Annotated in this window: 19 protein-coding genes; 11 read left to right on the top strand and 8 right to left on the bottom strand. The window is 60.7% G+C overall.

The features are described 5' to 3' along the window. Window positions 1-17 precede the first annotated feature (17 nt). On the bottom strand, window positions 18-1,364 hold the full coding sequence (locus AC1Q6D_RS05210; RefSeq protein ID WP_103406624.1) for a hypothetical protein: 1,347 nt from the start codon (window positions 1,362-1,364) through the stop codon (window positions 18-20). Window positions 1,365-1,656: 292 nt separating this feature from the next. On the opposite strand from AC1Q6D_RS05210, the gene AC1Q6D_RS05205 reads away from it, so the two are divergent. The 5 genes from AC1Q6D_RS05205 (at window position 1,657) to AC1Q6D_RS05185 (ending at window position 10,222) form a co-directional block, all read left to right on the top strand. Beyond that, window positions 1,657-3,105: a sensor histidine kinase gene (locus tag AC1Q6D_RS05205; protein WP_103405477.1), complete on the top strand. Its 1,449-nt coding sequence runs from the start codon at window positions 1,657-1,659 to the stop codon at window positions 3,103-3,105. 185 nt (window positions 3,106-3,290) lie between these two features. Continuing rightward, complete coding sequence (locus AC1Q6D_RS05200; protein ID WP_103405476.1) at window positions 3,291-6,095, top strand: multicopper oxidase domain-containing protein; 2,805 nt, start codon at window positions 3,291-3,293, stop codon at window positions 6,093-6,095. A gap of 17 nt (window positions 6,096-6,112) precedes the next feature. After that, window positions 6,113-7,228 carry an SCO family protein gene (locus AC1Q6D_RS05195; RefSeq protein ID WP_256590342.1) on the top strand — a complete coding sequence of 372 codons (1,116 nt, stop codon included), beginning with the start codon at window positions 6,113-6,115 and terminating at the stop codon, window positions 7,226-7,228. Window positions 7,229-7,329: 101 nt separating this feature from the next. After that, a complete protein-coding gene (locus AC1Q6D_RS05190; protein WP_103405474.1) occupies window positions 7,330-8,823 on the top strand; it encodes a sensor histidine kinase in 1,494 nt (497 codons plus the stop codon). Then, complete coding sequence (locus AC1Q6D_RS05185) at window positions 8,792-10,222, top strand: sigma-54-dependent transcriptional regulator (protein ID WP_103405473.1); 1,431 nt, start codon at window positions 8,792-8,794, stop codon at window positions 10,220-10,222. Before AC1Q6D_RS05190 ends, AC1Q6D_RS05185 begins: the two co-directional genes overlap by 32 nt. Before the next feature lie 64 nt (window positions 10,223-10,286). Here the strand turns inward: AC1Q6D_RS05185 and AC1Q6D_RS05180 are convergent, their stop codons facing one another. Continuing rightward, a complete protein-coding gene (locus tag AC1Q6D_RS05180; protein ID WP_103405472.1) occupies window positions 10,287-10,670 on the bottom strand; it encodes a hypothetical protein in 384 nt (127 codons plus the stop codon). A 178-nt stretch (window positions 10,671-10,848) separates the two neighbouring features. Here AC1Q6D_RS05180 and AC1Q6D_RS05175 point away from each other — a divergent pair, with 178 nt between their 5' ends. Continuing rightward, window positions 10,849-11,652 carry a class I SAM-dependent methyltransferase gene (locus AC1Q6D_RS05175; protein ID WP_103405471.1) on the top strand — a complete coding sequence of 268 codons (804 nt, stop codon included), beginning with the start codon at window positions 10,849-10,851 and terminating at the stop codon, window positions 11,650-11,652. A 32-nt stretch (window positions 11,653-11,684) separates the two neighbouring features. Here AC1Q6D_RS05175 and AC1Q6D_RS05170 read toward each other — a convergent pair whose 3' ends face one another. From AC1Q6D_RS05170 to AC1Q6D_RS05160, 3 genes are all read right to left on the bottom strand, one after another. Beyond that, window positions 11,685-11,984: an addiction module antidote protein gene (locus AC1Q6D_RS05170; RefSeq protein ID WP_090319312.1), complete on the bottom strand. Its 300-nt coding sequence runs from the start codon at window positions 11,982-11,984 to the stop codon at window positions 11,685-11,687. A 2-nt stretch (window positions 11,985-11,986) separates the two neighbouring features. Continuing rightward, entirely contained in the window at window positions 11,987-12,280 is a 294-nt protein-coding gene (locus AC1Q6D_RS05165; protein ID WP_103405470.1) for a type II toxin-antitoxin system RelE/ParE family toxin, read from the bottom strand. A gap of 123 nt (window positions 12,281-12,403) precedes the next feature. Then, window positions 12,404-13,195 carry a ChbG/HpnK family deacetylase gene (locus tag AC1Q6D_RS05160; RefSeq protein ID WP_103405469.1) on the bottom strand — a complete coding sequence of 264 codons (792 nt, stop codon included), beginning with the start codon at window positions 13,193-13,195 and terminating at the stop codon, window positions 12,404-12,406. Window positions 13,196-13,506: 311 nt separating this feature from the next. Between AC1Q6D_RS05160 and AC1Q6D_RS05155 the strand changes: the two genes are divergently transcribed. The 5 genes from AC1Q6D_RS05155 (at window position 13,507) to AC1Q6D_RS05135 (ending at window position 19,797) form a co-directional block, all read left to right on the top strand. Then, window positions 13,507-14,175 (top strand): ABC transporter ATP-binding protein, encoded by a 669-nt coding sequence (locus tag AC1Q6D_RS05155; RefSeq protein ID WP_103405468.1) that lies wholly within the window; start codon window positions 13,507-13,509, stop codon window positions 14,173-14,175. A gap of 1 nt (window position 14,176) precedes the next feature. After that, window positions 14,177-16,648, top strand: coding sequence for an ABC transporter permease (locus AC1Q6D_RS05150; protein WP_103405467.1), 2,472 nt, complete (start codon window positions 14,177-14,179; stop codon window positions 16,646-16,648). Continuing rightward, on the top strand, window positions 16,638-17,711 hold the full coding sequence (locus tag AC1Q6D_RS05145; protein ID WP_103405466.1) for a lipocalin-like domain-containing protein: 1,074 nt from the start codon (window positions 16,638-16,640) through the stop codon (window positions 17,709-17,711). Before AC1Q6D_RS05150 ends, AC1Q6D_RS05145 begins: the two co-directional genes overlap by 11 nt. 163 nt (window positions 17,712-17,874) lie before the next feature. Further along, window positions 17,875-18,468 carry a hypothetical protein gene (locus AC1Q6D_RS05140; RefSeq protein ID WP_103405465.1) on the top strand — a complete coding sequence of 198 codons (594 nt, stop codon included), beginning with the start codon at window positions 17,875-17,877 and terminating at the stop codon, window positions 18,466-18,468. A gap of 651 nt (window positions 18,469-19,119) precedes the next feature. Further along, window positions 19,120-19,797: a type 1 glutamine amidotransferase domain-containing protein gene (locus tag AC1Q6D_RS05135; protein WP_103405464.1), complete on the top strand. Its 678-nt coding sequence runs from the start codon at window positions 19,120-19,122 to the stop codon at window positions 19,795-19,797. Between the two features lie 67 nt (window positions 19,798-19,864). On the opposite strand, the gene hglS is transcribed toward AC1Q6D_RS05135, so the two are convergent. The 3 genes from hglS to AC1Q6D_RS05120 all read right to left on the bottom strand — a co-directional run bounded on the left by hglS (window position 19,865) and on the right by AC1Q6D_RS05120 (window position 23,782). Next, the gene (gene hglS, locus AC1Q6D_RS05130) at window positions 19,865-21,244 is read right to left on the bottom strand and encodes a 2-oxoadipate dioxygenase/decarboxylase HglS (RefSeq protein WP_103405463.1); all 1,380 of its coding nucleotides are present in this window, start codon (window positions 21,242-21,244) and stop codon (window positions 19,865-19,867) included. Window positions 21,245-21,348: 104 nt separating this feature from the next. Next, entirely contained in the window at window positions 21,349-22,305 is a 957-nt protein-coding gene (locus tag AC1Q6D_RS05125) for an alpha/beta fold hydrolase (protein ID WP_047530608.1), read from the bottom strand. Between the two features lie 22 nt (window positions 22,306-22,327). Further along, a complete protein-coding gene (locus tag AC1Q6D_RS05120; protein ID WP_103405462.1) occupies window positions 22,328-23,782 on the bottom strand; it encodes a flavin-containing monooxygenase in 1,455 nt (484 codons plus the stop codon). Between the last annotated feature and the right edge of the window lie 88 nt (window positions 23,783-23,870).

The following is a 23,870-nucleotide window of genomic DNA, read 5'->3' as shown; positions in this document are numbered from 1 at the left end:
TCTGGCCATGTGAGCGTTCATTGCACGATGACCACTTCTTCGGTATCGCTGCCGCCATTGGATGACGTCACCTGAACCTTGGCTGGCGGAATCGGTGAGATCCCGGTGGACAGGGTTTTCACTGCACCGTCGCCGCTCAAGGCCCCGATGGTTGCACCGCCTGCGGAAGTGGCGGTGAGCACGGGCGGCGATGTTTCGTCGCTGGTGGAGGCGACCACGGTGATTTGCCCGGTGCTCAGGCTGTACTCGGCGCGTGAAATCACCACCAGGTCAGTCAGGGGAATGGGCAAGGTGGTCGGTGTACTGCTGGGGATGGCCAGGTGATTGTCGGCGGTCACCTGCAAGGTGCTCGGCAACGTCGGGTTGGTTGCGGACTGGGCGTACCAACTGCCGGTGGTGTCGGCCTCGGTCAGGTTGAGCACCGGGTTGTTGCTGTCCAGGGTCACCTTGGCGGGCGGCGGCGGGGCCAGCACGAAAACGTCCTGCTGGGCCACGGGCGCACTGGCGCCGGCCGTGCGCGAGTAGGTGCTGCGCTGGGCGATCATCGGGGTCGGCCGGACCACCGTCGACAACTTGCCGGAGATGGCCATCACTGTCGTGCGCAGATCCAGCCCGTTGGGGCCTTCAATGCGGATGTAGTTGGTATTGAACGGGCTGCCGGTGAAGGCTTCCACCAGGTTCGGGTCGCCGACGAATTGCTCGGCGGAACCGGTGACCGGGTTGGTTTCGGTGTAGGGACCATTGACGCTGCGCAGGAACGGCCCGACGTCACCTTTGAGCGCGCCGTCGTAGGTCTTCGGCGCGCCGATCCCGATGTCCCGGGTCATGTTGATCGCCCGGCGGCCGGGGGTGTCGACGTTAAAGACTTCGACGCCATAGGGGTGGGTGATGACGTAGGTGCCCGCGGTGGGCACGTCGACGCGAATGCGGATGCGGGCGAAGCTGATCTGGTCGCCATCGACCGGATCGCCACCGCTGAAGGCAGCTTCGACGGCACTGACGTACGTCAGGTTGACACCGCGAGCGGCATCGACGATGGAGCCGTCACCGGTGAACCAGAACGCTTCATCGGGGAAGTTGCTCGGGAAGACCACCGGTTGCGCATCGTCGAAGATCCCCGGAGCCGGCAGCAGACTGCACATGTAGGTGGGAGCTCCGGGCGCACTCGGTACTCGCGAACTGACAGCCTTGGACAGGCACAAATCGAGCGTCCGGCCATGGGTGTCCTGGTACCAGGAGGCGAAGGAGCCGATGGCCGGTGAGTAGGGCCCGGGGTCTACGGCAAACAGCGCTGCCTGGGCGATGCCCTGGGCCAGGGCGGTCACAACCAGGGCGGTCGCGGTTTTGGACAGTAAAGGGTGCATGTGTATTCCCTCTATCAGAGTACCTGCCCCTTGGGGATGGGTCAGTTGACAGGGCTTCGGCAACTTCCATACCAACCGCTGGAAATGCCCCTCAGAAGCCCGAGCCAAAGGCTTGCGCGGTGCAAGCGAGGGCGCTGACCCGATCTTGGGAACGGGCCTCTTTCCCCAGCATTGGGGGGAGGTGGGGATAGCCGCATGGGTGGGGAAGGGGTGGGGGGAATCAAGCCCAATGTCGGGCAAACTGCCATTAGTGGGCTATAAATCCTGTAGGGGTTTTGTCGGAAAAACGTCCATGACCACGCAGGCAAAAACACTGGCGTCCGAGAAGGGCGACCTCCGCTTGAGCAGGCGCAAGCAGCCGTTCAATCTGCTGCGCTGGTTTTCGCTCATCAGCATGGCGGTGATCGGCACGGTGGCGGTGGCGCTGGGTTCGGTATCGACCAAGTTCGTGATTACCGAAAGCGTGCAGCGCGATGCGTTATTGACCTCGCAGTTCCTGACCGCGATTGCCTCGGCCGAGGTGCGCCATGTGTCGATCCCCAACGTGCGGACCATGGGCGAATTGCTCGACCCGCGCAAAGACCGCGACTTTCCCGACGTCGACCCGATGGCCCGGGCCAATGCCCGCGGTGAATTCCTCGACCACATCTCGCACTTGCCCGACGTGATCCTGGCCAACGTCTATGCCCCCGACCGCATGGTGATCTGGTCGACCAACCCGGCGTTGATGGGCACCACCATTCATGCCGATGAAGACCTGGATCGGGCCTTCGACTCAATGATTCCGGTATCGGCCAGCTATCACGATGTGGACAAGACCCGCATGGAGCAGAAGTTCGTGACGCCTCCGGAATACATCTTCATCGAGAACTACATTCCGCTGTTCGATGCCGATGGCGACAAGGTCACCGCGATGGTCGAGATCTATAAAGAGCCCCAGGACCTGATCAATCGCATGATGCGCGGCCTGGTGCTGATCTGGCTGGCCACGGCCCTGGGCGGCGGCATCATTTACCTGGGGTTGTACTGGATTGTGCGGCGTGCGGCGATTTTGCTGGCGCAGCAGCAAAAGCAGTTGATCACCAACGAAACCTTTGTCGCCCTGGGCGAGATGTCGTCGGCGGTCGCCCACAGTTTGCGCAACCCGCTGGCGACCATTCGCTCAAGCGCTGAATTGGCCCTGGAGTTCGACAGTGGGCCTGCGCACAAGAACATCAATGACATCATCGGTCAGGTCGACCGGATGTCGAAGTGGGTGCGCGAGTTGCTGCAATCGTTGCGACCGTTGAGTGACGTGGCCGAGTCGGTGAACCTGGTGGCCACGCTGCATGATGCGCTCGGCGCTTATGAACAGCAGATCGCCAAGGCCCGGATCAATGTCGTGTTCGAGCCCAAGGACACGCCGATGGTGTTGAGCCAACCGATACAGCTGACGCAGATCCTCAACAGTTTGCTGGCCAATGCCCTGGAAGCCATGGACGAGGGCGGTACGCTGACCATCACCCTGGAGCCGACCGACTCCCGTAGCGTTTGTGTGGTGATCAGTGATACCGGCAAAGGCATGAACGAAGAACAGCGCGCCATGGCCTTCCGACCGTTCTTCACCACCAAGCGCGGCGGGCTTGGCGTCGGGCTGGTGTTGGTCAAGCGCATCATGGAGCGTTTTGGCGGGGCTGTGACGCTGGACAGTCGCGAAGGCGAGGGTACGCGTGTCCGTCTGTCGTTCAAATTGATTCCCTGAAAATGGGGGCGAACTTTCCCCGCTAGCGGGTGTCATTCCCCAGTCATTTTTCAAGTCATGGCGCATTGATGTTGATAAGCCATTGTTTCACTGAGTATTAATTCTTTTGTATAACGCTGTTACAAATTTGGCGAGCTAATTGCAAAACCCCCATCACCCCCTTCACGCATACGAGGCGGCTGGTGATGGACAGAAAAGCGCGGTATCCCTTCAAGTGGTTTGGCCTGGCGCCCTTGAGCGTCCTCCTATCAATGACACTCAGCACAGGGACGCTGCGCGCTGGCCCCATAGACGACGAGCGACAGCCCGAACCGACTGATCCTTCTGCGTATTACGACGAACCGGCGGACGAGCCGGCCGCCTTGAATGCCATCCTGACCATGCCTGAGGCCAACGAAGATTCCTTCGATTTGCCCGACGGGGTCAAAGGCACGCGTGACTCCACGCGGGTAGAGAACGTTCTGCCGCCCACGGTGCAGACCAGTTTCAACTACCCCACCAATGGCAAGCCGAGCCCGTTGTTTGGTGCCCAACCGTTCACGCAGCAACTGGTGCTGTTCGAGGAATTCGGTCCGGAAAAACTCGACCCCACCACGCCTGCGGCGCCCTTGCCGTTTCCACCGGCGGCCATTGGCCCGTTACCGCAACAAGACCCCAACAGTGCGGCCCGCAGTGCGCCACCCAGTGCCGCACTCGATGCGTTCATGCGCCAACCGGGGCTGACGCCATTCCCCAGTCAGTATGCCAATGTGGTGGACCGCAACCCATGGCAGGCGCAGATCGAGTATTTCCTCAACCGTCGCATCGGTTCGTCGGCTGAAGGTCGGCCGCCAGGAAAGGGCTGGTCGCATCAGCGCTGGAACGAGTTCTACCCACAGATGGCCTACAAGACCGTGCAGACCGGTGCGCGGGTCAACAGCGGCTGGCGTGACAGTCATCAGATGCACGGCTATGCCGTCGGTGAGTTCGGCCCCGGTGGCCTCTATCACAACGTCGCCGGTGTGCCGGCCACGGATGGTACCGCCAAGGGCGTCGATGCGCGCTTTCACCCGGCCATGCCCGTGCAGAACCACAACTCGGTGTGGACCTTCGACGGCACCCTGCCGCCCAAATTGTTGATGGTGCGTTACGGCCAACCGGTGCTGATGCGCCACTACAACGGCTTGCCCATCGACCCGTCGGCGAACATGGGGTTTGGCCTGCACACCATCAGCACCCACGAACACAACGGTCACGCGCCGGCGGAAAGCGACGGCTATGCCAATGCGTTTTTCTTCCCGGGTCAGTACTACGACTATCGCTGGCCGATCCAGTTGGCAGGCTATGACAGCATCAACACCGACGCCCATGACCCACGCGCGGCATTCCCCTGCGCACCCGGTGAAACCCTGTGGACCAACGACGTCAATCCCAGCCGCAAGACTTGCGAAAACGGCACGATCAAGATCCGTGGCGACTGGCGCGAAACCATGAGCACCCACTGGTTCCACGACCACATGCTCGATTTCACCGCGCAGAACGTCTACAAGGGCAACGCGGCGATGATGAACTACTACAGCGCCCTGGACCGTGGCAACGAGTCGGTGAACGACGGCGTCAACCTGCGTTTCCCCAGCGGCAGCGCCTTGCCGTGGGGTAACCGCGACTACGACGTCAACCTGGTGTTCGCCGACAAGGCCTGGGATCAGAACGGTCAGCTGTGGTTCAACCCGTTCAACACCGATGGCTTTATCGGTGACCAGGTGCTGGTCAACTGGCAATGGAAACCGAGCCTGGATGTGCGTGCCCGCAGCTACCGCTTCCGCATGCTCAACGGCTCGGTATCGCGTTACTACAAGTTTGCGCTGGTACGTGAAATCAAGGGCACCAGCGGCGAGTTCCAGGGACCCAAGGGCTCGGGTGTGTCCTATGCCCGCGTGCCGTTCCACATGATTGCCAACGACGGCAACATCATGGAGCACAGCGTGCCTTTCGACGGCACCATGGACCTCGACGCTGACGGCGATAAACAGAACCACAACGCAATCCTGCCTACCCAGGGGATTGCCGAGCGCTTCGACATCATCGTCAACTTCGCGAAAAACGGCATCAAGCCGGGCGACAAGATTTTCTTCGTCAACCTGCTGGTGCACGACGATGGCAAAGGCCCGAAAGAGCCGGTCTCCCTGGCCGACGTGCTGTCCGAGAAATACCTGGCGGTGATCAAGCAAACCAGCAAGGGACCGCAGTGGGACAAGGGCGATCCGGCGGTGGGCAAGGTGTTGCAACTCAACGTCAAACCCTACACCGGTCAGGACCTGGCCATGGACCCGGCGCTGTACGAGCCGGCCAAACCGGGCAAGGCTGAAGGCCTGGTGATGATCCCGCTGAAGATCCACCGCGACAACGCTGCCGACAAGGCGCTGCTGGCCAAGGCCCGTCACCGCACCTTCGTCTTCGGTCGCTCCGATGGCACTGATGAAGCACCGTGGACGGTCAAGACCGATGGCGGCTTCGGCTTCCACATGGACCCTCGTCGCTTGAACGCATCGACCCAGTTGGCCAGCGGCCCCACCGATGCCGGGGCCGCCGGTTTCGGCACCCTGGAAGTGTGGAACATCAAGGCCGGTGGTACAGGCTGGAGTCACCCGGTGCATGTGCATTTCGAGGAAGGGATCATCCTCAGTCGCGGCGGCAAGGCGCCACCGGAATGGGAGAAATGGGCACGCAAGGACGTGTACCGCATCGGCTCGGAAAAGGATGGCCTGGACAGCGTGGAAATGGCGATCAACTTCCGCGAATTTGCCGGGACCTACATGGAGCACTGTCACAACACCCAGCATGAGGACAACTCGATGCTGCTGCGTTGGGACATCGAGAAGCCCGGGCAATTCCAGTTGATGCCGACACCGCTGCCCAGTTGGGACGGTGTGCGCTACGTGAACTCCGCCGCGTTGCCAACTTTCCGCACGGGCGATGGCTTGGGCCCACAAGTGACCGTTAAACCATGAACCGGGAGGGTGTCGACATGAAGTGGCAAACACCACGCTCACGAGACTGGGGCATGCACCTGGTGCTGGTATTGGCGACCTGCGTGCTGGCCAGCCAGTTGCTGGTCGCCGGCCAGTCGCCGTCGACACCCGCCCCTCTGCCGACAGCCGCTGATACGGCGGTCGCCGACTCCGCCACCCCGTGGGGTGGCGACTATTTCCCCAACACCCTGCTGACCAACCAGGACGGTCGGCAGGTGCGTTTTTTCGATGACCTGATCAAGGGCAAAGTGGTGGTGATCAACTTCATCTTCACCTCCTGCAGCGACTCGTGTCCGCTGGAAACCGCGCGTTTGCGCCAGGTGCAGAAATTGCTCGGCGACCGGGTCGGCAAGGACGTTTTTTTCTATTCCATCAGCATTGATCCCCTGAGCGATACACCCGCCGTGCTCAAGGCTTATGCGCGACGCTTCCAGGTCGGGCCGGGGTGGCAGTTCCTCACCGGGGAATTCGCCGATGTCACCGAGTTGCGGCAAAAACTGGGCTTGTTCATCGAAGGTGTCGATAACGGGCGCAGCAAGGATCACAACCTGAGCCTGATTGTCGGCAACCAGCAAACCGGGCGCTGGATGAAAGCGTCGCCGTTCGAAAACCCGTGGATTCTGGCCGATCAACTGGCCAACACCTTGCAGAACTGGAAGCAACCGAGCATTGAGCAGAGCTACGCCGACGCCCCGCCCATCCGGCCGCCGAGCAATGGCGAAGAACTGTTTCGCACCCGCTGCGCGTCGTGTCACAGCCTTGGCCCGCTGGACGGGCAGGGCATCGGCATGCGCAGCATTGGCCCCGATCTGGTCGGCGTGACCCGACAACGTGATCCGGCCTGGCTCAACCGCTGGATTCGCGAGCCGGACCGCATGCTCGCGGAAAAAGACCCCATCGCCATGGAGCTGTTCGAACGCTTCGACAAGATACCGATGCCCAACCTGCGCATGGACGAGCATTCGGCGCAGTCCATCATCGACTTCCTCCAGGAAGAGACCGACCGTCAGCATCCGGTCGCGACGTCGTTGGCTACCCGCGCAGAAGAGCCGGAACATCGTCACGCCATCGCGCTGCCCGGCCAGGCAGCCGATAAGACCCTGGCGCAATAGTGGCGAAATACTTTCATTGGGCAGCCTATCCCGATCATTGCCACCTACACTGATTCGGAACATGGCTAAGAAGACTGGTTTCAAGTATCCAGGACGGTTCCATGCAGATACTAGAACAACAAAAAACACCTGCGCCTGATACTCCGGCCGCACCCGGCAAGGGCTGGCGTCCGGCCTTCAATCTGGTGCGCTGGTTTTCCCTGGCCAGCTTTTTCATCATTGCTGCGGTGGCCCTGGGGCTGGGTTATGTGTCCACGCGTTTCGTGGTTGAAGAGAGCATCGAGCGCGATTCGATGCTCACCGCCCAATTCATTCAGGCCATTGGTGACGCAGAAATTCGCCATGCCGGGATCACCACGACCAGGACCATGGGCGAAATGCTCGACCCGCGGCTGGACAACGCCTACCCCGACGTCAATCCCGGTTCTCGGGCCGCTGCCCGCATAGAGTTTCTCGACCATGTCGAGCACCTGCCGGACTGTCTGTTGGCGGTGGTGTATGCACTGGATCGCACCGTGGTCTGGTCGACCAACCCGGAAATGATCGGCATGCGCGTCGAAGGCGACGAGGAGCTGGACGAGTCCTTCGAAATGAAGGAGACGGTGTCCACCAGCTACCACGAAATCGATGAAGAGCGTCCCGAGCAAAAACTGCTGCGCGAACCCGAATATTTGTTCGTCGAGAACTACATCCCGATGTTCAACGCCGACAAAAGCAAAGTGATTGCCATGGTGGAAATCTACAAGGAGCCGGTCGATCTGGTGGCGCGCATCCAGCGTGGATTCAAGGCGATCTGGCTGGCGACCCTGCTCGGTGGCGCGGCCATTTACCTGGGGCTGTTCTGGATCGTGCGGCGGGCGGCCATGCTGCTGCAGAGTCAGCAGAAACAACTGATCGCCAACGAGACGTTTGTCGCCCTGGGGGAAATGTCCTCGGCGGTCGCCCACAGTCTGCGTAACCCGCTGGCGAACATCCGCTCCAGCGCCGAACTGGCTCAGGAAATCGCCAGCCAGACCGCGCAGAAAAACATCGGCGACATCATCAGCCAAGTCGATCGCATGTCACGCTGGGTCCGCGAGTTGCTGGTGTCGTTGCGCCCGGTGAATGACGACGATGAAAACGTCGATCTGGTGTTGGCCGTCGACGACGCCCTGAGCGCCTTCGACCCCTTGATCAAACGCTCGAATGTCGAAGTGCGCTTCACGCCCAAGAGTGTTCCACCGGTCGTCAGCCAACAGGTGCTGTTGACGCAAATTCTCAATAGCCTGTTCGCCAATGCCCTGGAAGCCATGCCCAAGGGCGGCGTGTTGAGCATCGATGTCGAATCGACGTCGCCCGGGCAGGTGAGTCTGATGATCAATGACACCGGCAAGGGCATGACCCGGCAACAACAACAATTGGTCTTCAAGCCGTTCTTCACGACCAAACAAGGGGGACTTGGCGTTGGCCTTGCCCTGGTCAAAAGAATCATGGAGCGCTTTGAAGGCTCGGTCGAACTGACCAGCCAGGAGCAGGAAGGAACCTGCGTCCGTCTCAATTTTAAAGTGGCAACGGGAGGGGAATATGGAGCACAGCATATTGCTGGTCGAGGATGATGAACTGCTCGCCGAGAATATTCAGACCTACCTGGAGCGCAAGGACTTCGAGGTGACCGTCTGCCACTCGGCGGAAGACGCGCTGGAGCAACTGGGAACCTTCGTTCCCGACGTCGTGCTGACCGACAACTCCTTGCCGGGCATGAGCGGTCACGACCTGATCCAGCGATTGCGCATCAGCGCGCCGGATCTGAAAGTGATCATGATGACGGGCTACGGCAATGTCGAAGACGCCGTGGTGGCGATGAAAGAAGGCGCCTTCCATTACGTGACCAAACCGGTGGCCTTGCCAGAGCTCAAGCTGCTGCTGGACAAGGCCCTGGCCACTGATCGGATGGAGCGCACGCTGTCGTTCTACCAGGAACGCGAAGCGCAGAAATCCGGGGTGCAGGCACTGATCGGTGAGTCGGCACCGATGGCTTACCTCAAGGGCACCATCAGCCAGTTGCTCGACGCCGAACGCCGCATGGCCAACTCCGATCTGCCACCGGTACTGGTGGAAGGCGAAACCGGCACCGGCAAGGAGCTGGTGGCCCGGGCCCTGCATTTCGACGGTCCACGCGCCAAAGGGCCGTTCATCGAATTCAACTGCGCCTCGATTCCGTCCAATCTGGTGGAGTCGGAGTTGTTCGGCCACGAGAAGGGCGCGTTCACCGACGCCAAGGACCGTCGCCTCGGTCTGGTCGAAGCGGCCGATGGCGGCACGCTGTTTCTCGATGAGATCGGTGAAATGGACCTGTTGCTGCAGGCCAAGTTGCTGAAGCTGCTGGAGGACCGGACGATTCGCCGGGTCGGTTCGGTCAAGGAGCGCAAAGTCGATCTGCGGGTGATCAGCGCCACCAACTGCAACCTTGAACAAATGGTCCAGCAGGGCAAGTTCCGCCGCGACCTGTTTTTCCGTCTGCGCATCATCTCGATCAAGGTGCCGCGCCTGTATGCCAGGGGGGAAGACATTCTGTTGCTGGCCCGCCACTTTCTGGCGACTCATGGCAAACGCTATGGCAAGCCACACCTGCATTTCAGTGATCAGGCCGAAGAGTTGATGCTCAATTACAGCTGGCCCGGCAACGTGCGCGAGTTGCGCAACATGCTCGAGCAAACCGTGTTGCTGGCCCAGAGCGACACCATCGCCGCCCATCAGCTGAATGTCTGCCTGAGCCTGATGGACGAGCCGCCGATGTTTCAGCACGAGCCGCCCCCCAGCGAGCCACGTCCGTCCTATAACGGCACCGAGTCGATGAACCTGCCGGAAGTGGAGCGTGACATGGTGCGCAAAATGCTCGACAAGACCGACTGGAACGTCACCAAGTCCGCGCGCCTGTTGGGCCTGAGCCGCGACATGCTGCGTTACCGGATCGAAAAACTCGGCCTCGCTCGCCCGGACAAGCGGCAGTGGTAGTAGGGGGGGGGGCAGCTCCAAGCTCCAAGCTCCAAGCTTGAGGCTTGGAGCTTGGAGCTGCCCGTTACAGGGCCGGGTCCGGTGCGCTGCGACAGGCCATCATGCACGAGGGGTCGAGGACTTCCTGGTTGACGTAGACACCGCGTTCCGGATCGTAGGAGCGGATGAACACGCGAACGGTAGTATCGGCCACCGTCGGCAGGCGTGAGTCGGAGAACACGTGCTCGCTGGAAACCGGAATGAAATCACCGGGCGCTGTGGGGATGTACGACCCTGGCGGCACGGTGTTTATGGACGGTGGCGAGGGGTGGGCGAAGGGCTGGTCTGCCCCGTAATAATGGAATTCGGTATTGGCCTGGTCGGTTTGCATCAGGCTGTCATCCGCGAACACCGTCGTGGCGGCAGTCAGGCAGAAGGCAAGCAACAGCGTCTGTTCGGTCTTGTTCATGGCAGCACCTGCGAAATCGGCTTTCGCGCATTTCCCCAAGGCCTTTAACTATAGCGCTCCCGTGGCCAGGCGTCGGTGCGGCCGGGTTTACAAGATCACAACAAAGCCCGGATGGGGCGAATGCCAGGCATGGACTAGAATCGGCGCGGTCAATCAAGACCCGATTCTGGAGTGTGCAATGGAAATGCCGACAAAAGATAAAGCCATCGCCAGCAACCGCGATGCCTGGAATGACTCCGCCCGACACCACAAGGACAGCGCCGAATGGCAGGCGCTGCTGAACTTGGTGACTCATGCCGATTTCTCTTGCCTGGATGACACCCTGACCGGGTTGCTGACGCAGATCGGGGTCGACGGCAAGGCGGTGGTGCAACTGGGTTGCAACAACGGTCGCGAAAGCCTGTCGCTGTATGCACTGGGTGCCAGGCATGTGGTGGGTGTCGATCAGTCGGCGGCGTTTCTCGATCAGGCGCGGGAACTGGCGTCGCGCTCACCCCGTGATCCCGAATTCATCGAGGCGGACATTCACCACTTGCCGCTTCAGTTGCAGGGTCGCTTCGACCTGGCGCTGATCACCATCGGCGTATTGAACTGGATGCCGGACATCGGCGAGTTCTTCCGCCACGTGGCACAGACCCTGAAGCCGGGCGGCGCGCTGGTGGTGTACGAAACCCACCCGTTCCTGGAAATGTTCGATCCCGAGTCCGCCGACCCTTTCGGCCTGGACAGCTCGTACTTTCGTGCCGAGCCCTTTGTCCAGAACCAACCGATCGTCTACGAAGGCAAAGTCGAGCAACCGGCGGCTGCGTCCTACTGGTTCGTCCACACCCTGGGCGCCATCTTCACCGGCGCCATTGCGGCCGGATTGCAGATCAGCCACTTCAAGGAGTACCCGCATTCCAACCGCGAGGAACTCTATGATCGCTACCAGCAGCAAGCGGCGCAGTTGCCGTTGTGTTTTACCTTGGTGGCGGTGAAGTAAGTGGCCAGGCGAAGGGCATCCAATCAGACATTTCAGTGATTGATGACATGGCCAGGTTGTGCGCAAAGATCAATGCCGAGGGCATGAATGACTTTCAATACCGTGTCGAATCGCGGTTTCGCTCCTGGGGCGAAGGCCTTGTACAGGCTTTCGCGACCCATGCCTGAATCCTTGGCTATCTGGGTCATTCCACGGGCCTTTATCACGTAGCCGACAGCGCGAAGAAACTCCTCGTTGTCACCGTCTGCCAGTACTTGGGAGAGGTACTCGCTGATAGCTTCTTCACTGTCGAGCAGTGTTGCCATGTCGAAAGTCGTCAAAGTCTGGCTCAAGGTTAAACCTCCTTTGCCAATTTTTTTGCACGTTTGATATCAGTGCTTTGTGAGGATTTATCGCCACCGGCCAGCAGGACGATGACGACACCGTTTCGCATAGTGAAATAAACTCGATAGCCCGCGCCTATGTCCACGCGCATTTCGGAAACGCCGTCACCTACTGCCTTGACATCGCCAAGGTTACCCGCAGAAGCGCGCTCAATGCGGCGAGCTATGGCAATCCTGGCTCGCACATCGCGAACTGAAGCGTGCCATTGCACGAAAATGCTGGTTTGCTGAACAAGATAATTCATTACCCAACTGTATCCAAGTGGATACGATTGGGCAGTCAGACATTTCCTTGCGTACTCGTGTTTTTTCCCAAGGGTGTGTAGGGCGATGTGGCTCCGACATCCTGTTGCAAAAGTTGCGAAGGTTTACTCTGCCGACTCCGCAGGGTTGTCCAGGGTAAAGCCAGCCACGCCATAGGCCACCCTCGGCACTCCCGGCAGTCGCTGTTCCAGCAGTTCGCTCAGCGACTCGCCCTGATCCAGACAAGCATCGCCAAAGTCGGCACCCAGTTGACTGGGGTGGGCGACGATCTCCAGCAGGCCGTCGTCCGGTGGGGTGGTGTTGCGCAAATCCTGGGGAGTGCCCACGTAGTCGGCGGTGGCGCCGGCCAGGCTGTTCAAGCGGTGATTGAGCAGTTGCTTGAACATGCGTTTGGGCAGGCTCTGCGTGGGCCCCAGATTACGCGCCAGGCGTACGGGAACCCCTTGGTGGGCGGCGAAACGCGCGACGATTTCGCCGATCGGCCAGATGGTGTGCACGTTTTGGTGGGAGTCCAGATGGCTGGGCCTGACACCGTTGTCCAGGCAGCGTTGCCATTGCGCCTCGAGTTCTTCGTGTACGGCGCGGCGATCCTGATGGCCGAGCCAGAGACGGGCGCGGGACAGGTTGAGGTCAAACAGGCCGGCGCTGTCGCAGAAGGTCCGGCGCGTCAGAATGCGCCGGCTCAACGGGCGGCCGGCGGTGAGGTTGAAGTGCAGGCCGACGCGTCCTTCCAGCAACGGATGCCGGGCCATTGAACACGCCGCTTCAAAGGCCGGCATATTGGCCATGGCGGTGGTGGAACTGATGACTCCAGCCTGGAAGGCTCCCAGGATCACCGCGTTGTCGCAGGCACTGAGGCCGAAATCGTCAGCATTGACTATGACTCGGTGCGGCATGTTCGTCCTCCATGGAAGGTCGGTGGATTCCAACACTCGGAAATCAATCCAAGGGGTATAGACCAGCCTCCAACATCCATCACCGCCAACGGTCAGACGGGTATTTTCCGGTTCCGCGGCCCATTGCGATCAAGCGCTTGCCCCTGCTGGATTTGCTTCACACAGGAAGGGCTGCAAAAGGCGCCGTGCAAATCGATAAACGGTCGTCAGTCTTGTAATTCGCCGCAGACCGGGCGCGGCCGCCATCGTCGACGGACAAAAAGCATTCAGTCCCGCTATTCTTGGCCCACGCTCATCCAACAGGTTCTTCCATGCTTGAAGTCCGCGGCGTCTTCAAAAGCTACGCCACTCCCCAAGGGCCATTGCCGGTGTTGCAAGGGGTCGATCTGACCCTGAAACCCGGTAGCAGCCTGGCACTGATGGGCGAGTCGGGCAGTGGCAAGAGCACCTTGCTGCACTTGATCGCCGGTCTGGACAAGGTGGATCGCGGCAGTATCCGCAGTGGCGGGCATCGCCTGGAGCAGATGAACGAAAGCCAACTGGCGAACTGGCGGCGCACCGAGATCGGTTTGGTGTTCCAGCAGTTCAACCTGATCGGCAGCCTGCGGGTGGAGGACAATCTGGCGTTTCATGCGAGACTGGCGGGGCGGCATGATCCGCGTTGGCAGGCGCATCTGGTGCAGCGCCTGGGGTTGAGCGAGTTGCTGCGGCGATATCCGGAGCAGTTGTCCGGAGGGCAGCAGCAACGGGTGGCGTTGGGGCGTGCCCTGGCGTCGCGGCCACCGTTGCTGTTGGCCGACGAGCCCACCGGCAGCCTCGATGAAGCCACCAGCGATGACGTGCTCAAGCTGTTGCTGGAACTGCTCGATGACAGCCCGACGACCCTGCTGATGGTCACCCACAGCCCCCACGTCGCGGCGCGGCTGGCCGATAAAGTGGTGCTGCACGGCGGGCGTCTGGCCGGCGCAGGCGCGCGCTGAGATGCGTATTTTCGGCCAGACCCTGCACGCGTTGCTCAGCCATTGGCGGCTGCATCCGGTGCAGTTTTTCAGTGTGCTGACCGGGTTGTGGCTGGCCACCAGTCTGCTGACCGGCGTGCAAGCGTTGAACAGCCAGGCGCGTGACAGCTACGCCCGCGCCAGTCAGTTGATTGGCGGCGAACCTCAGGCCAGTCTCAGCGCGCCCGGGGGCGGGACCTTCTCACAGCAGCTGTTTGTCGACCTGCGCCGCGCGGGCTGGCCAGTGTCGCCGGTGTTGCAGGGCCGGCTGATACTTCAGGGTCATGAGGAGCAGCGGCTGCAACTGATGGGCATCGAGCCGGTGTCACTGCCGGCCGGTGCGGCGGTGGCCGGGCAGGCCCTGGCCATTGAACAAATTGTCGGATTTTTCACGGCACCGGGCAGCACCTGGATTTCGCCGCAGACTTTGCAGGCCCTGGGGTTGAGCGAAGGGGCGCGCCCGCTCGCGGCAAATGGTCAGATACTGCCGCCCTTGCACGCGCAAGGCGACATGGCCCCCGGGGTGTTGCTGGTGGACATCGGGTTCGCCCAACAGATTCTTGGATTGCCGGATCAGTTGTCGCGTCTGCTGCTGCCCAAGGGCTTCACCGCGACGCTGCCGGAGGCGCTCAAGGGGCAACTTCAGCTCAAGACCGCTGGCGAAGAAAACAATCTGGCGCGCCTGACCGACAGCTTTCACCTGAACCTCGATGCCTTGGGTTTTTTGTCATTCGTGGTCGGCCTGTTCATCGTTCACGCCGCCATCGGACTGGCGCTGGAGCAGCGTCGAGGATTGCTCAGAACCCTGCGTGCCTGTGGGGTGAGTGCGCGGATGCTGATCACCTGTCTGGCCGTCGAGCTGGGCGTGCTGGCGCTGATGGGCGGGGTGGCCGGCGTGGTGAGCGGCTATTGGCTGGCCGGCGTATTGCTCCCGGATGTCGCCGCCAGCCTGCGCGGGTTGTATGGCGCCGAAGTGGCGGGGCAGTTGAGCCTGAGTCCGCTGTGGTGGCTCAGCGGGATCGGCCTCAGCCTGCTCGGTGCCTTGCTGGCCGGCGCCAACAGTTTGTGGCGGGCGGCGCGTTTGCCGTTACTGGCGCTGGCCAATCCGCAGGCCTGGCATCAGGCCCATGCGCGGTGGCTGTGGCGCCAGGGCTGGGTGGCGGCGATGGCCTTGGTTGTCGCATGGCTGGCGTTGCTGCGCGGTGACAGCCTGGCCAGCGGTTTCGTCCTGATGGCGACGCTGCTGCTGGGGGCCGCGCTGGCCTTGCCGGTGTTGCTCAATACGTTGCTCAATGGCTTGCTCCGAGGCAGTCGATCCGTGCTCGGCCAATGGTTTCTGGCCGATTGCCGTCAGCAATTGCCCGCCCTGAGTCTGGCACTGATGGCCTTGCTCCTGGCGCTGGCGGCGAACATCGGGGCCGGCAGCATGACCGCCGGTTTTCGCCAGACCTTCAGCAACTGGCTCGAGCAACGGCTCACCGCCGAGCTGTACCTCAATCCGCAAAACCCGGCCCAGTCCCGTGAACTGCACACCTGGCTCAAACAACAGCCGCAGCTCACGGCGGTGCTGCCGACCTGGCAAGTGGCGATCCAGTTGCAAGGCTGGCCGGTGGATGTCTTCGGCGTGATCGATCACCCGACTTACCGCGAGCATTGGCCACTGCTCGAAGCCTTGGGCGACAACCCCTGGGATCGTCTGGCCAAGGACGACGCGTTGATGCTCAGCGAGCAACTGGCCCGGCGTTTGAAAGTGCGACTGGGCGATCACTTGACGATTCCCACGCCCACGGGCCAGTGGTCACCGCGCATCGTCGGGATCTACGCCGACTACGGCAATCCGAAGGGCCACGTGCTGGTTAACGTCAACCACCTGCTGCGCGGCTGGCCGCAATTGACGCCGAACCGTTTCAACCTGCGCATCGAGCCGGCATTGATCACACCGTTCGTCACGGCGCTGCAAGCGCGTTTCGCGCTCGATGACAGCCGCATCGTCGATCAGTCCCGGCTCAAGGGCTGGTCCTCGCAAGTGTTCGAACGCACCTTTGCCGCCACCGCCGCGCTCAATAGCCTGACGCTGTGCGTAGCGGGTGTGGCGCTGTTCATCAGCTTATTGACCCAAAGCCAAAGCCGCCTCGGACAACTGGCGCCACTGTGGGCGCTGGGCGTGACGCGCCGGCAACTGATGCTGCTCAACCTCGGGCAAACCTGGTTGCTGGCGCTGCTGACGCTGGTGCTGGCGTTGCCGCTGGGCATTGCCCTGGCCTGGTGCCTGGACGCGGTGATCAACGTCCAGGCCTTCGGTTGGCGCCTGCCGTTGCGGGTGTTCCCGCTGCAATTGCTGCAACTGATGGGGCTGGCGTTGCTGGCAACGTTGTTGGCCTCGGCATGGCCGCTGTATTCGCTGTACCGCACGCAACCGGCTGACCTGCTGAGGACTTTTGCCCATGAGGATTAGGCTGGGCGTATGGCTGATCGCGGCCTTGCTTGGCGGTTGCGATCAGCCGGTGCCGGCAGACAAAGGCTTTGCCGGCCTCGGCAATCAAGCGGCCGCATTCACCCCGGTGGTCCCGGGTCGCGTGTTTGGTTTTCCGGCGGATCATGGCCCCCACGATGGCTTTCGCATTGAGTGGTGGTACGTCACCGCCAACCTCAAGGACGAGCAGGGCCGTGAATTCGGCGTGCAATGGACGCTGTTTCGCAGTGCCCTGACAGCCACACCCGAGCAGGCAGGTTGGGTTAATCAGACGCTGTGGCTCGGCCACGCGGCCGTGACTTCGGCCTCGGTGCATCACGCCGCCGAACGCTACGCCCGTGGCGGCGTTGGCCAGGCCGGAGTGAGCCTGACGCCGTTCAATGCGTGGATCGACGACTGGCATTTGAGCAGTCAGGCAACGGGTGCCGATCCACTGACAGAGTTGCAACTCAGCGCCCGCGACAAGGGGTTCGGCTATCAACTGCGGCTGACATCGACAAAGCCATCGGTGCTGCAAGGGGATAAGGGGTTCAGCCAGAAGTCCGAACAGGGCCAGGCGTCGTATTACTACAGCCAGCCGTTTTTCGAGGCCAGCGGCAGCCTGGAGATCGATGGCCAGCGCTATCAAGTCAGCGGTCCCGCGTGGCTCGACCGTGAATGGAGCAGCCAGCCCCTGACTGCCAACCAGACGGGATGGGACTGGTTTTCCCTACACCTGGACAGCGGCGAACAGGTGATGCTCTATCGCATGCGGCAAAAGGACGGCGCTCCTTACCTGACCGGTACGTGGATCGACGCCCAGGGGCAGACGCAGCTGTTGAAGGCCGGCGACATCCGCCTCACGGTGAAGGACAGCGCCAGGGTGGCCGGGCGTTCGATGCCGGTCAGCTGGTCGATCCAGATTCCCGGCAAGCACCTGGACATCATCATCAGCGCCCTCAACCCAAACGCCTGGATGAATTTGCGCATTCCGTACTGGGAAGGGCCGGTACGCTTGAGTGGCAGCCATGGCGGACAGGGCTATCTGGAAATGACCGGGTATTGAGCCGGAACACCGAACGCCCCCGACGAGGCGCGACCATCCAGCGAATCCACAGTGCAAGAAACCGCGAGCACTCCCTGATCTGCGTCTATGCTCATCGGCACGGTCGGCGCTTGATCAAGGTGGAGCGCCTTTCGCTGCCATTCTTCACAGGGAAAGTACCGCTATGAAACGTCACACACGCAAGCTCTCCACATTGACCCAGGCAATCAGCCTGGCTGCTGTGTTGTCCACTGCCAGCCTCAGTGCTTTCGCTGCGGACATCCCGCTGGCGGAATCCGTTATTTCCGATCATGTCACCACCAAAGTCGTGTCGGTCGACGTCCCTAACCGTCAGGTGGTGCTGGAAGGCCCTGAAGGCAATCAGGTGTCGTTGCAACTCACTGAAAAGGCCAAGAACCTGGACAAGCTGAAGCCCGGTGATCAGGTCAAGGTCGATGTTCTGCACTCGGTCGCGGTCTCCCTCGACACCAGCGTCGACAAAGGCCTGCCTGGCACTACCGAATACACAGGCGAAGTACGCAATGCACCAGGCTCGACCAAGCCCGGTGGAGAAGCCTACCGTCAGGTGAAGGTGGAGTTGCAGATCACGGATATCGATCTCAAGCACCATCGTGTGACGTTTAAAAACCCTGCCGGCCAGTCGAAGACGGTCGACGTCCAACGACCTGAAGTTCAGGCCAAACTCAAGGACCTGAAAAAAGGCCAGAGTGTGGTGGTGACTTATACCGATGTATTAAAAGTAACCACTCTGAAATAAATGGATATTTGGTTTACAGGGTGATTGTTCTTGTATAAGCGTTGTACAAGAACAATCTGCTATTCAGAAATGAGCGGGTGAGTTTGAGTTTATTTGTTTGAATAAATTGTCCGCTGATATTTCAGTAATAGATGTAACTGCAAATTTCATGTTGTAAGCGCGGACTTTCCCGGCGACATCAATTAAAATGCGTTTCGTTCGCCCAGCGCAGGGGCTCTTTACCAGTGCAAGGATTGCCGAGGCCAATGCACTGGGCGAACACTTTGATCAGCCGTCAGTCCTGTCTGTTTTCTTTATGCCCCCCAAGAAATAAATTGATCGCCCGCGCAGCTCGGTATTGATTGCGCTTGTGCCGACTTTCCCGATTGGCAATGAACGCCACTTATCGAACGCTGAAGTTTCGGATGTTTCATCAGGTCCAGGCCATGTTACGGTCGCTGAAACGCAGCGCTTGCAGCTGTTTGAAGCGCGACTTGTTTTGAGTTCAATGTGGCTATCGACAGGTGATTTCGCTTATCACGCAGTATGCTTGGCACCCGGCAGGCCGAACGATCAGCACCTTACGAAGGTCATACGGCAGGATCGATGTGCAACATTGTGCGCATCACGGCTAATGCCCCCACTGCAGTCCCGAGACGGAGTGAAGACGATATGAAAATCCTGATGGTTTTAACGTCCCACGATCAATTGGGTAACACCGGCAAGAAAACCGGGTTCTGGCTGGAAGAATTCGCCGCCCCGTATTTCGCCTTCAAGGACGCCGGGGTTCAGTTGACCCTGGCCTCGCCCAAGGGCGGCCAGCCACCGCTGGACCCGAAAAGCGATGAGCCGGACGCGCAAACCGAAGCCACCGAGCGCTTTCGCAAGGATTCCGCAGCACAGTCGGCGTTGGCGTCGACGGTCGTACTCAGCTCGGTGAAGGCCGACGATTACGACGCAATCTTCTACCCTGGCGGCCACGGGCCGTTGTGGGACCTGGCCGAAGATAAACATTCAATCGCGCTGATCGAAGCGTTTTACAAGGCAGGTAAGCCGGTCGCGGCGGTGTGCCATGCGCCGGGCGTGTTGCGTCATGCCAAGGGCGCCGATGGTCAGCCACTGGTCAAGGGCAAGAAGGTGACGGGATTTACCAACAGCGAAGAAGAAGCGGTGCAATTGACCCACGTCGTGCCGTTTCTGGTGGAGGACGAACTCAAGGCCAAGGGCGGAATTTATTCCAAGGGGCCTGACTGGGCGAGCTATGTGCTGACCGATGGTCTGTTGCTGACCGGTCAGAATCCGGCGTCGTCGCAAGCGGCTGCCGAAGCCTTGTTGGCGAAACTGAAGTAGAACATCAAACCATCGCAGCCTGTGACAGCTCCTGCGGGGGCTGTCACGGTCTGCGATTTTTTTACGACTATTTCTTCAATTCGGCGAAACACTGCTCGATCGAACGCCGCTGTGTCTCGGCATACAACCCCAGTTCATCAATCGTCGGACGGCCCAGGGCCTGCTCGAACGCTTGCTGGTTGGAATGCACTCCGTAGTGGGTTTGTGCCGCATCCCCCAGGTTTGACTGGAATATCCCCGCCGCACTGACCGGCAGAAAATCTTCGTACACCAAGGGTTCGACCCGCAGATAGCCACCGCTGACCAGGTCCTCCAGCGTCAAGGTGTTCAGCGCCTTTGCGGCCTGGCCTTTTTCCGTCACGAAATAGCGAAAGTACGCCAGGTCCTGTTGGCGCATGCCTTCATAGGTGTCGGGAAACTCGCTGAAATGTTGCACCATCAGCGCGTTATAGCGTGCGGCGTTGGCTTCGTTGGGGAAATCCTTGAGCTCATCGCGCGCCGCATTGAGCAAACGGTCGTACAGCGCCCGTCCTTTAGGGGTGAGGGCTGCGCCGCGTTGTTCGATTTCACCGAAGCGGGCGCTGTGGCTGCCCCGGGCCTCGGCCTGATCGGTGAACGCGATCGGCTCGTCGAGTGCCTTGAAACTGGTCTGGCGCAATAGGATCGGGCACTGGCGGCGGGGCGGGCCTTCGATCACGGCTTTAGGGGTGATGCCGCGCGCCGGCATTTGCGCCTGGACGATATCGATGTCCAGGGTGCGTGGCGTCAGGTGATTGATGTGCGGCCCCTTGAAAGCCACCACATCGGCAATCAGGCGATGCTGGGCGCTGAGCTGGCGATACTGCTCGGCGGTGACGGTAGCGCTGTGATGCCAGCGGAAGGTTTCCAGCGCGTGCTCGACGAAATCCCGGGCTTGTGATTCGGTGAGTCCACCCTGGGTTTCGGCGCAGTCGATCAGGGTCAGCGCGGTGTGGGTGAAGATCGAGCGCTTGTCGAGGGTCGATTGGGCGAATGCCCGCAGCTCCAGGTCCTCGATCAGTTCCAGGCGCAACAGCGAGGTGAATACCCGGAACGGGCTGACTTGCAGCGCCTCTTCATGCACGGCACGAAACGCGGTGGAGTGCACAGGCACCCCGGCCGGCGTCAGGTCGTAATAACCCACCGGCTGCATGCCCATCACCGCGAACAGACGGGCGAGGGTCGCCAGTTCTGTCGCCGTGCCGACACGGATCGCGCCATGGCGCTCCAGGTCCAGGCGCTCGATTTCGCCGGTGCTGTTCAACTGCCGGGCCACTTGCGGATCGCTGTCCAGCACATGACGGTTGGTCTGCTCCACCAGTTCCATCAGCGCGCCGTATAGAGGTACCTCTTCGCGGTACATGTCGGACATCGCTTTGGAGAAGCGTTGGCGGATCAGGTCGGGGCTGACGAAGTTCGGATGATTCATGAACACAATTCCTGGCGCGGTGACGTTGAGCAAAAGATCGCAGCCTTCCGCGTCGCCGACAAACGAAGTTTCTGACGAACTTCATTCTGCAAAGGACTGCATCCTCAGTGCAGGCGTTGATCCTGAGGGCTTTCCGAGCGCAGGGATGCCAAAAACTCCCGATACAGGCGTGCCGAACCGGCTGGCGCTTCGACCATGGGCATGTGCCCGATACCCTCCCAGACTTCCACGCGCAGGTTGGCCAGGCCTTTGCTCCAGATGGCCACGCTGCTGACGTCGATCAAGCGATCCTTGCGTCCCCACAGCAACAGCGCCGGCGCCTGTATGCCTGGAAGCTTCGGCTCCATCGGTGGGCTGGCGCGAAAGTCGCGGAAGATTTCTTCCAGTTCGTCGCGTGCCTGTTCATAACGATGAGCCATGGCGTCCAGCACCACGCGCGGCACCCAGGGAGGGGCGGCCATGGTCATGCCATAGAAGTATTTGAATTCTTCCCGGGAGTTGATCAGGAACGGGTTGTGGCCCTTGGCCAAGTGCCGTTCCAGGTCACTGGGTTCGGGCGCGGTGACACCCGCCGGGTCGAACAGGGCGACCGAGGCAATGCGGTCCGGATAGGTGGCCGCCAACCATGCAGCGATGTAGCCGCCCATCGAGTTGCCGATCACATGGACCTTGTCGACCCCACAGACATCGAGCAGCTGGATCATGCGCTTGGCCTGCAGCGGGATGTCATAGCCGCCGCCTTCCTTGAAGCCGGTTTCGCCATGGCCGGCGATGTCGGGGATGATCACCCGGTAGCTGCCGACAAAGTGCCGGGCAAAACGCAGCCAGAGATTTTTGTCGGCACTGAAGCCGTGCAGCATCAAGACGTTGCTGGACGCCTCATAAGGGCCGCCTTGCCAGGTCGAGACGGTCATTTCTGAAATGGGCACGACGATCTTGTGCAACTTGTACAGTTTGGCCTCGGTGGCCACGCTCAAGTCATAAAGCCAGTAGCCGACGGCCGGGTAACTCAACCAGCTCCAGGCGGCAAAGACCGCGATAGCGACAACCAGTAAAAGCATCAGGCGCCTTCCTTCTAACGGTTCAGGACAAGATGTGATCGGCGGGTTTCAGGGCTCGGGTCAAGCGATGGAAGCTGAAACTGAACCCCGGAAACATGGCAATCACATGACCGCTCTTGCTTTGATACCAACTGTGGCAGCCTCCTGACTTCCACACGGTGCGTTCCATTTCTCTATGGATCATTTCAGTGTAGGTACGTTCTGCCTCGGGGCGAACTTCGATGCTGCGTAAACCTCGCGATTCAAGGGTGCGAATGCAATCGAGGATGTAATTCATCTGCGATTCGATGATAAACAGCGCCGACGTGTGGCCGATGCCGGTGTTCGGACCGGTGACGATAAACAGGTTGGGAAAGTCCGGCAGGCTGGTGCCGAGGTAGGCACGGGGGAACGGGGCCCAGACATCTTTCAGGCGAGTGCCATGCTTGCCGGTGACCGGGTAGGAGATCACCCCGTCGGTGGCGTCGTAGCCGGTGGACCAGACGATCAGGTCCACATCGATGTGTTGCCCGTCCTGCATGATGATGCCGGTTTCATCGAGGGCGGCGATGCCTTGTTCACGGCTGTGCAGCGTCACATTGCTGCGACCCAGTGCCGGGTACAGCGTGCTCGACAGAATCACCCGTTTGCAGCCGATGGTGTAGTCCGGCGTGAGTTTTCGCCGAAGTTCGGCGTCCGGTACCTGGCGTTTGATAAAGCGCAAGGCCTGGTGCTGGACCATGCGTATCGCCGGTTTCGAGTATTTGAAGGCAATCACCCGGGTTTCGAATTGCCAGTAAATCAGCCAGCGCAGCAATGTGTAGGCTGGTTTCAGCCCGAGCAACCAGCGCTGGAAACGGCCAAACGAGCGGTCAGCCCGGGGCAATACCCAATGCGGCGTGCGCTGGAATACGTGCAGGTGCTCGACATCCGGGGCAATCGCCGGAATCACCTGGGCCGCACTGGCGCCACTGCCGACGATGGCCACGCGTTTTTGGCGGTAGTCGTAGGTGTGATCCCAGTTGTTGGTGTGAAAAGTCTTGCCCCGAAAGCGTTCCTGGCCCTCGAAGCGTGGCACCACAGGCTGGCTCAGGGGCCCGGTGGCATTGATCAGGAACTGCGCGTAGAAGGTGCCCTTGCCGGCCGTGTGGACCGCCCAGCGTTTGCTTTCGTCGTCCCATTCGACGTGTTCGACATTGGCCTGCAGTTCCACCCGGTCGCGCAGTCCGAAGTGCTCCACGACATAGCGGGTGTAGCGATGCAGTTCGGCCTGTTCGGCGAACATCTGTGTCCAGCGGTAGGGCGCGAAAGACAGCGAGTAAAGGGGCGAGGGCACGTCGACCGCAGCGCCCGGATAGGTGTTCTGGCACCAGGTGCCCCCGAAGAAGTCACGCCGCTCGAGCAGGCGGAAGTCGGTGATGCCAGCCTTGAGCAAGTTGACCGCCGCACACTGACCACCAAAGCCGCTACCTATGATCAACACCTGAAAGGTCTGCATGGGCCTCCTCTTTCTCGTTTTTGCGTCAAGCCTGTCTTCATGTATAGCCAAACATTGAGCGTACGCTTGACGGCTATGCCACGGTATT

It is taken from the genome of Pseudomonas sp. MT92, from assembly GCF_058792515.1.
This window is presented reverse-complemented; position numbering and strand designations above follow the sequence as displayed.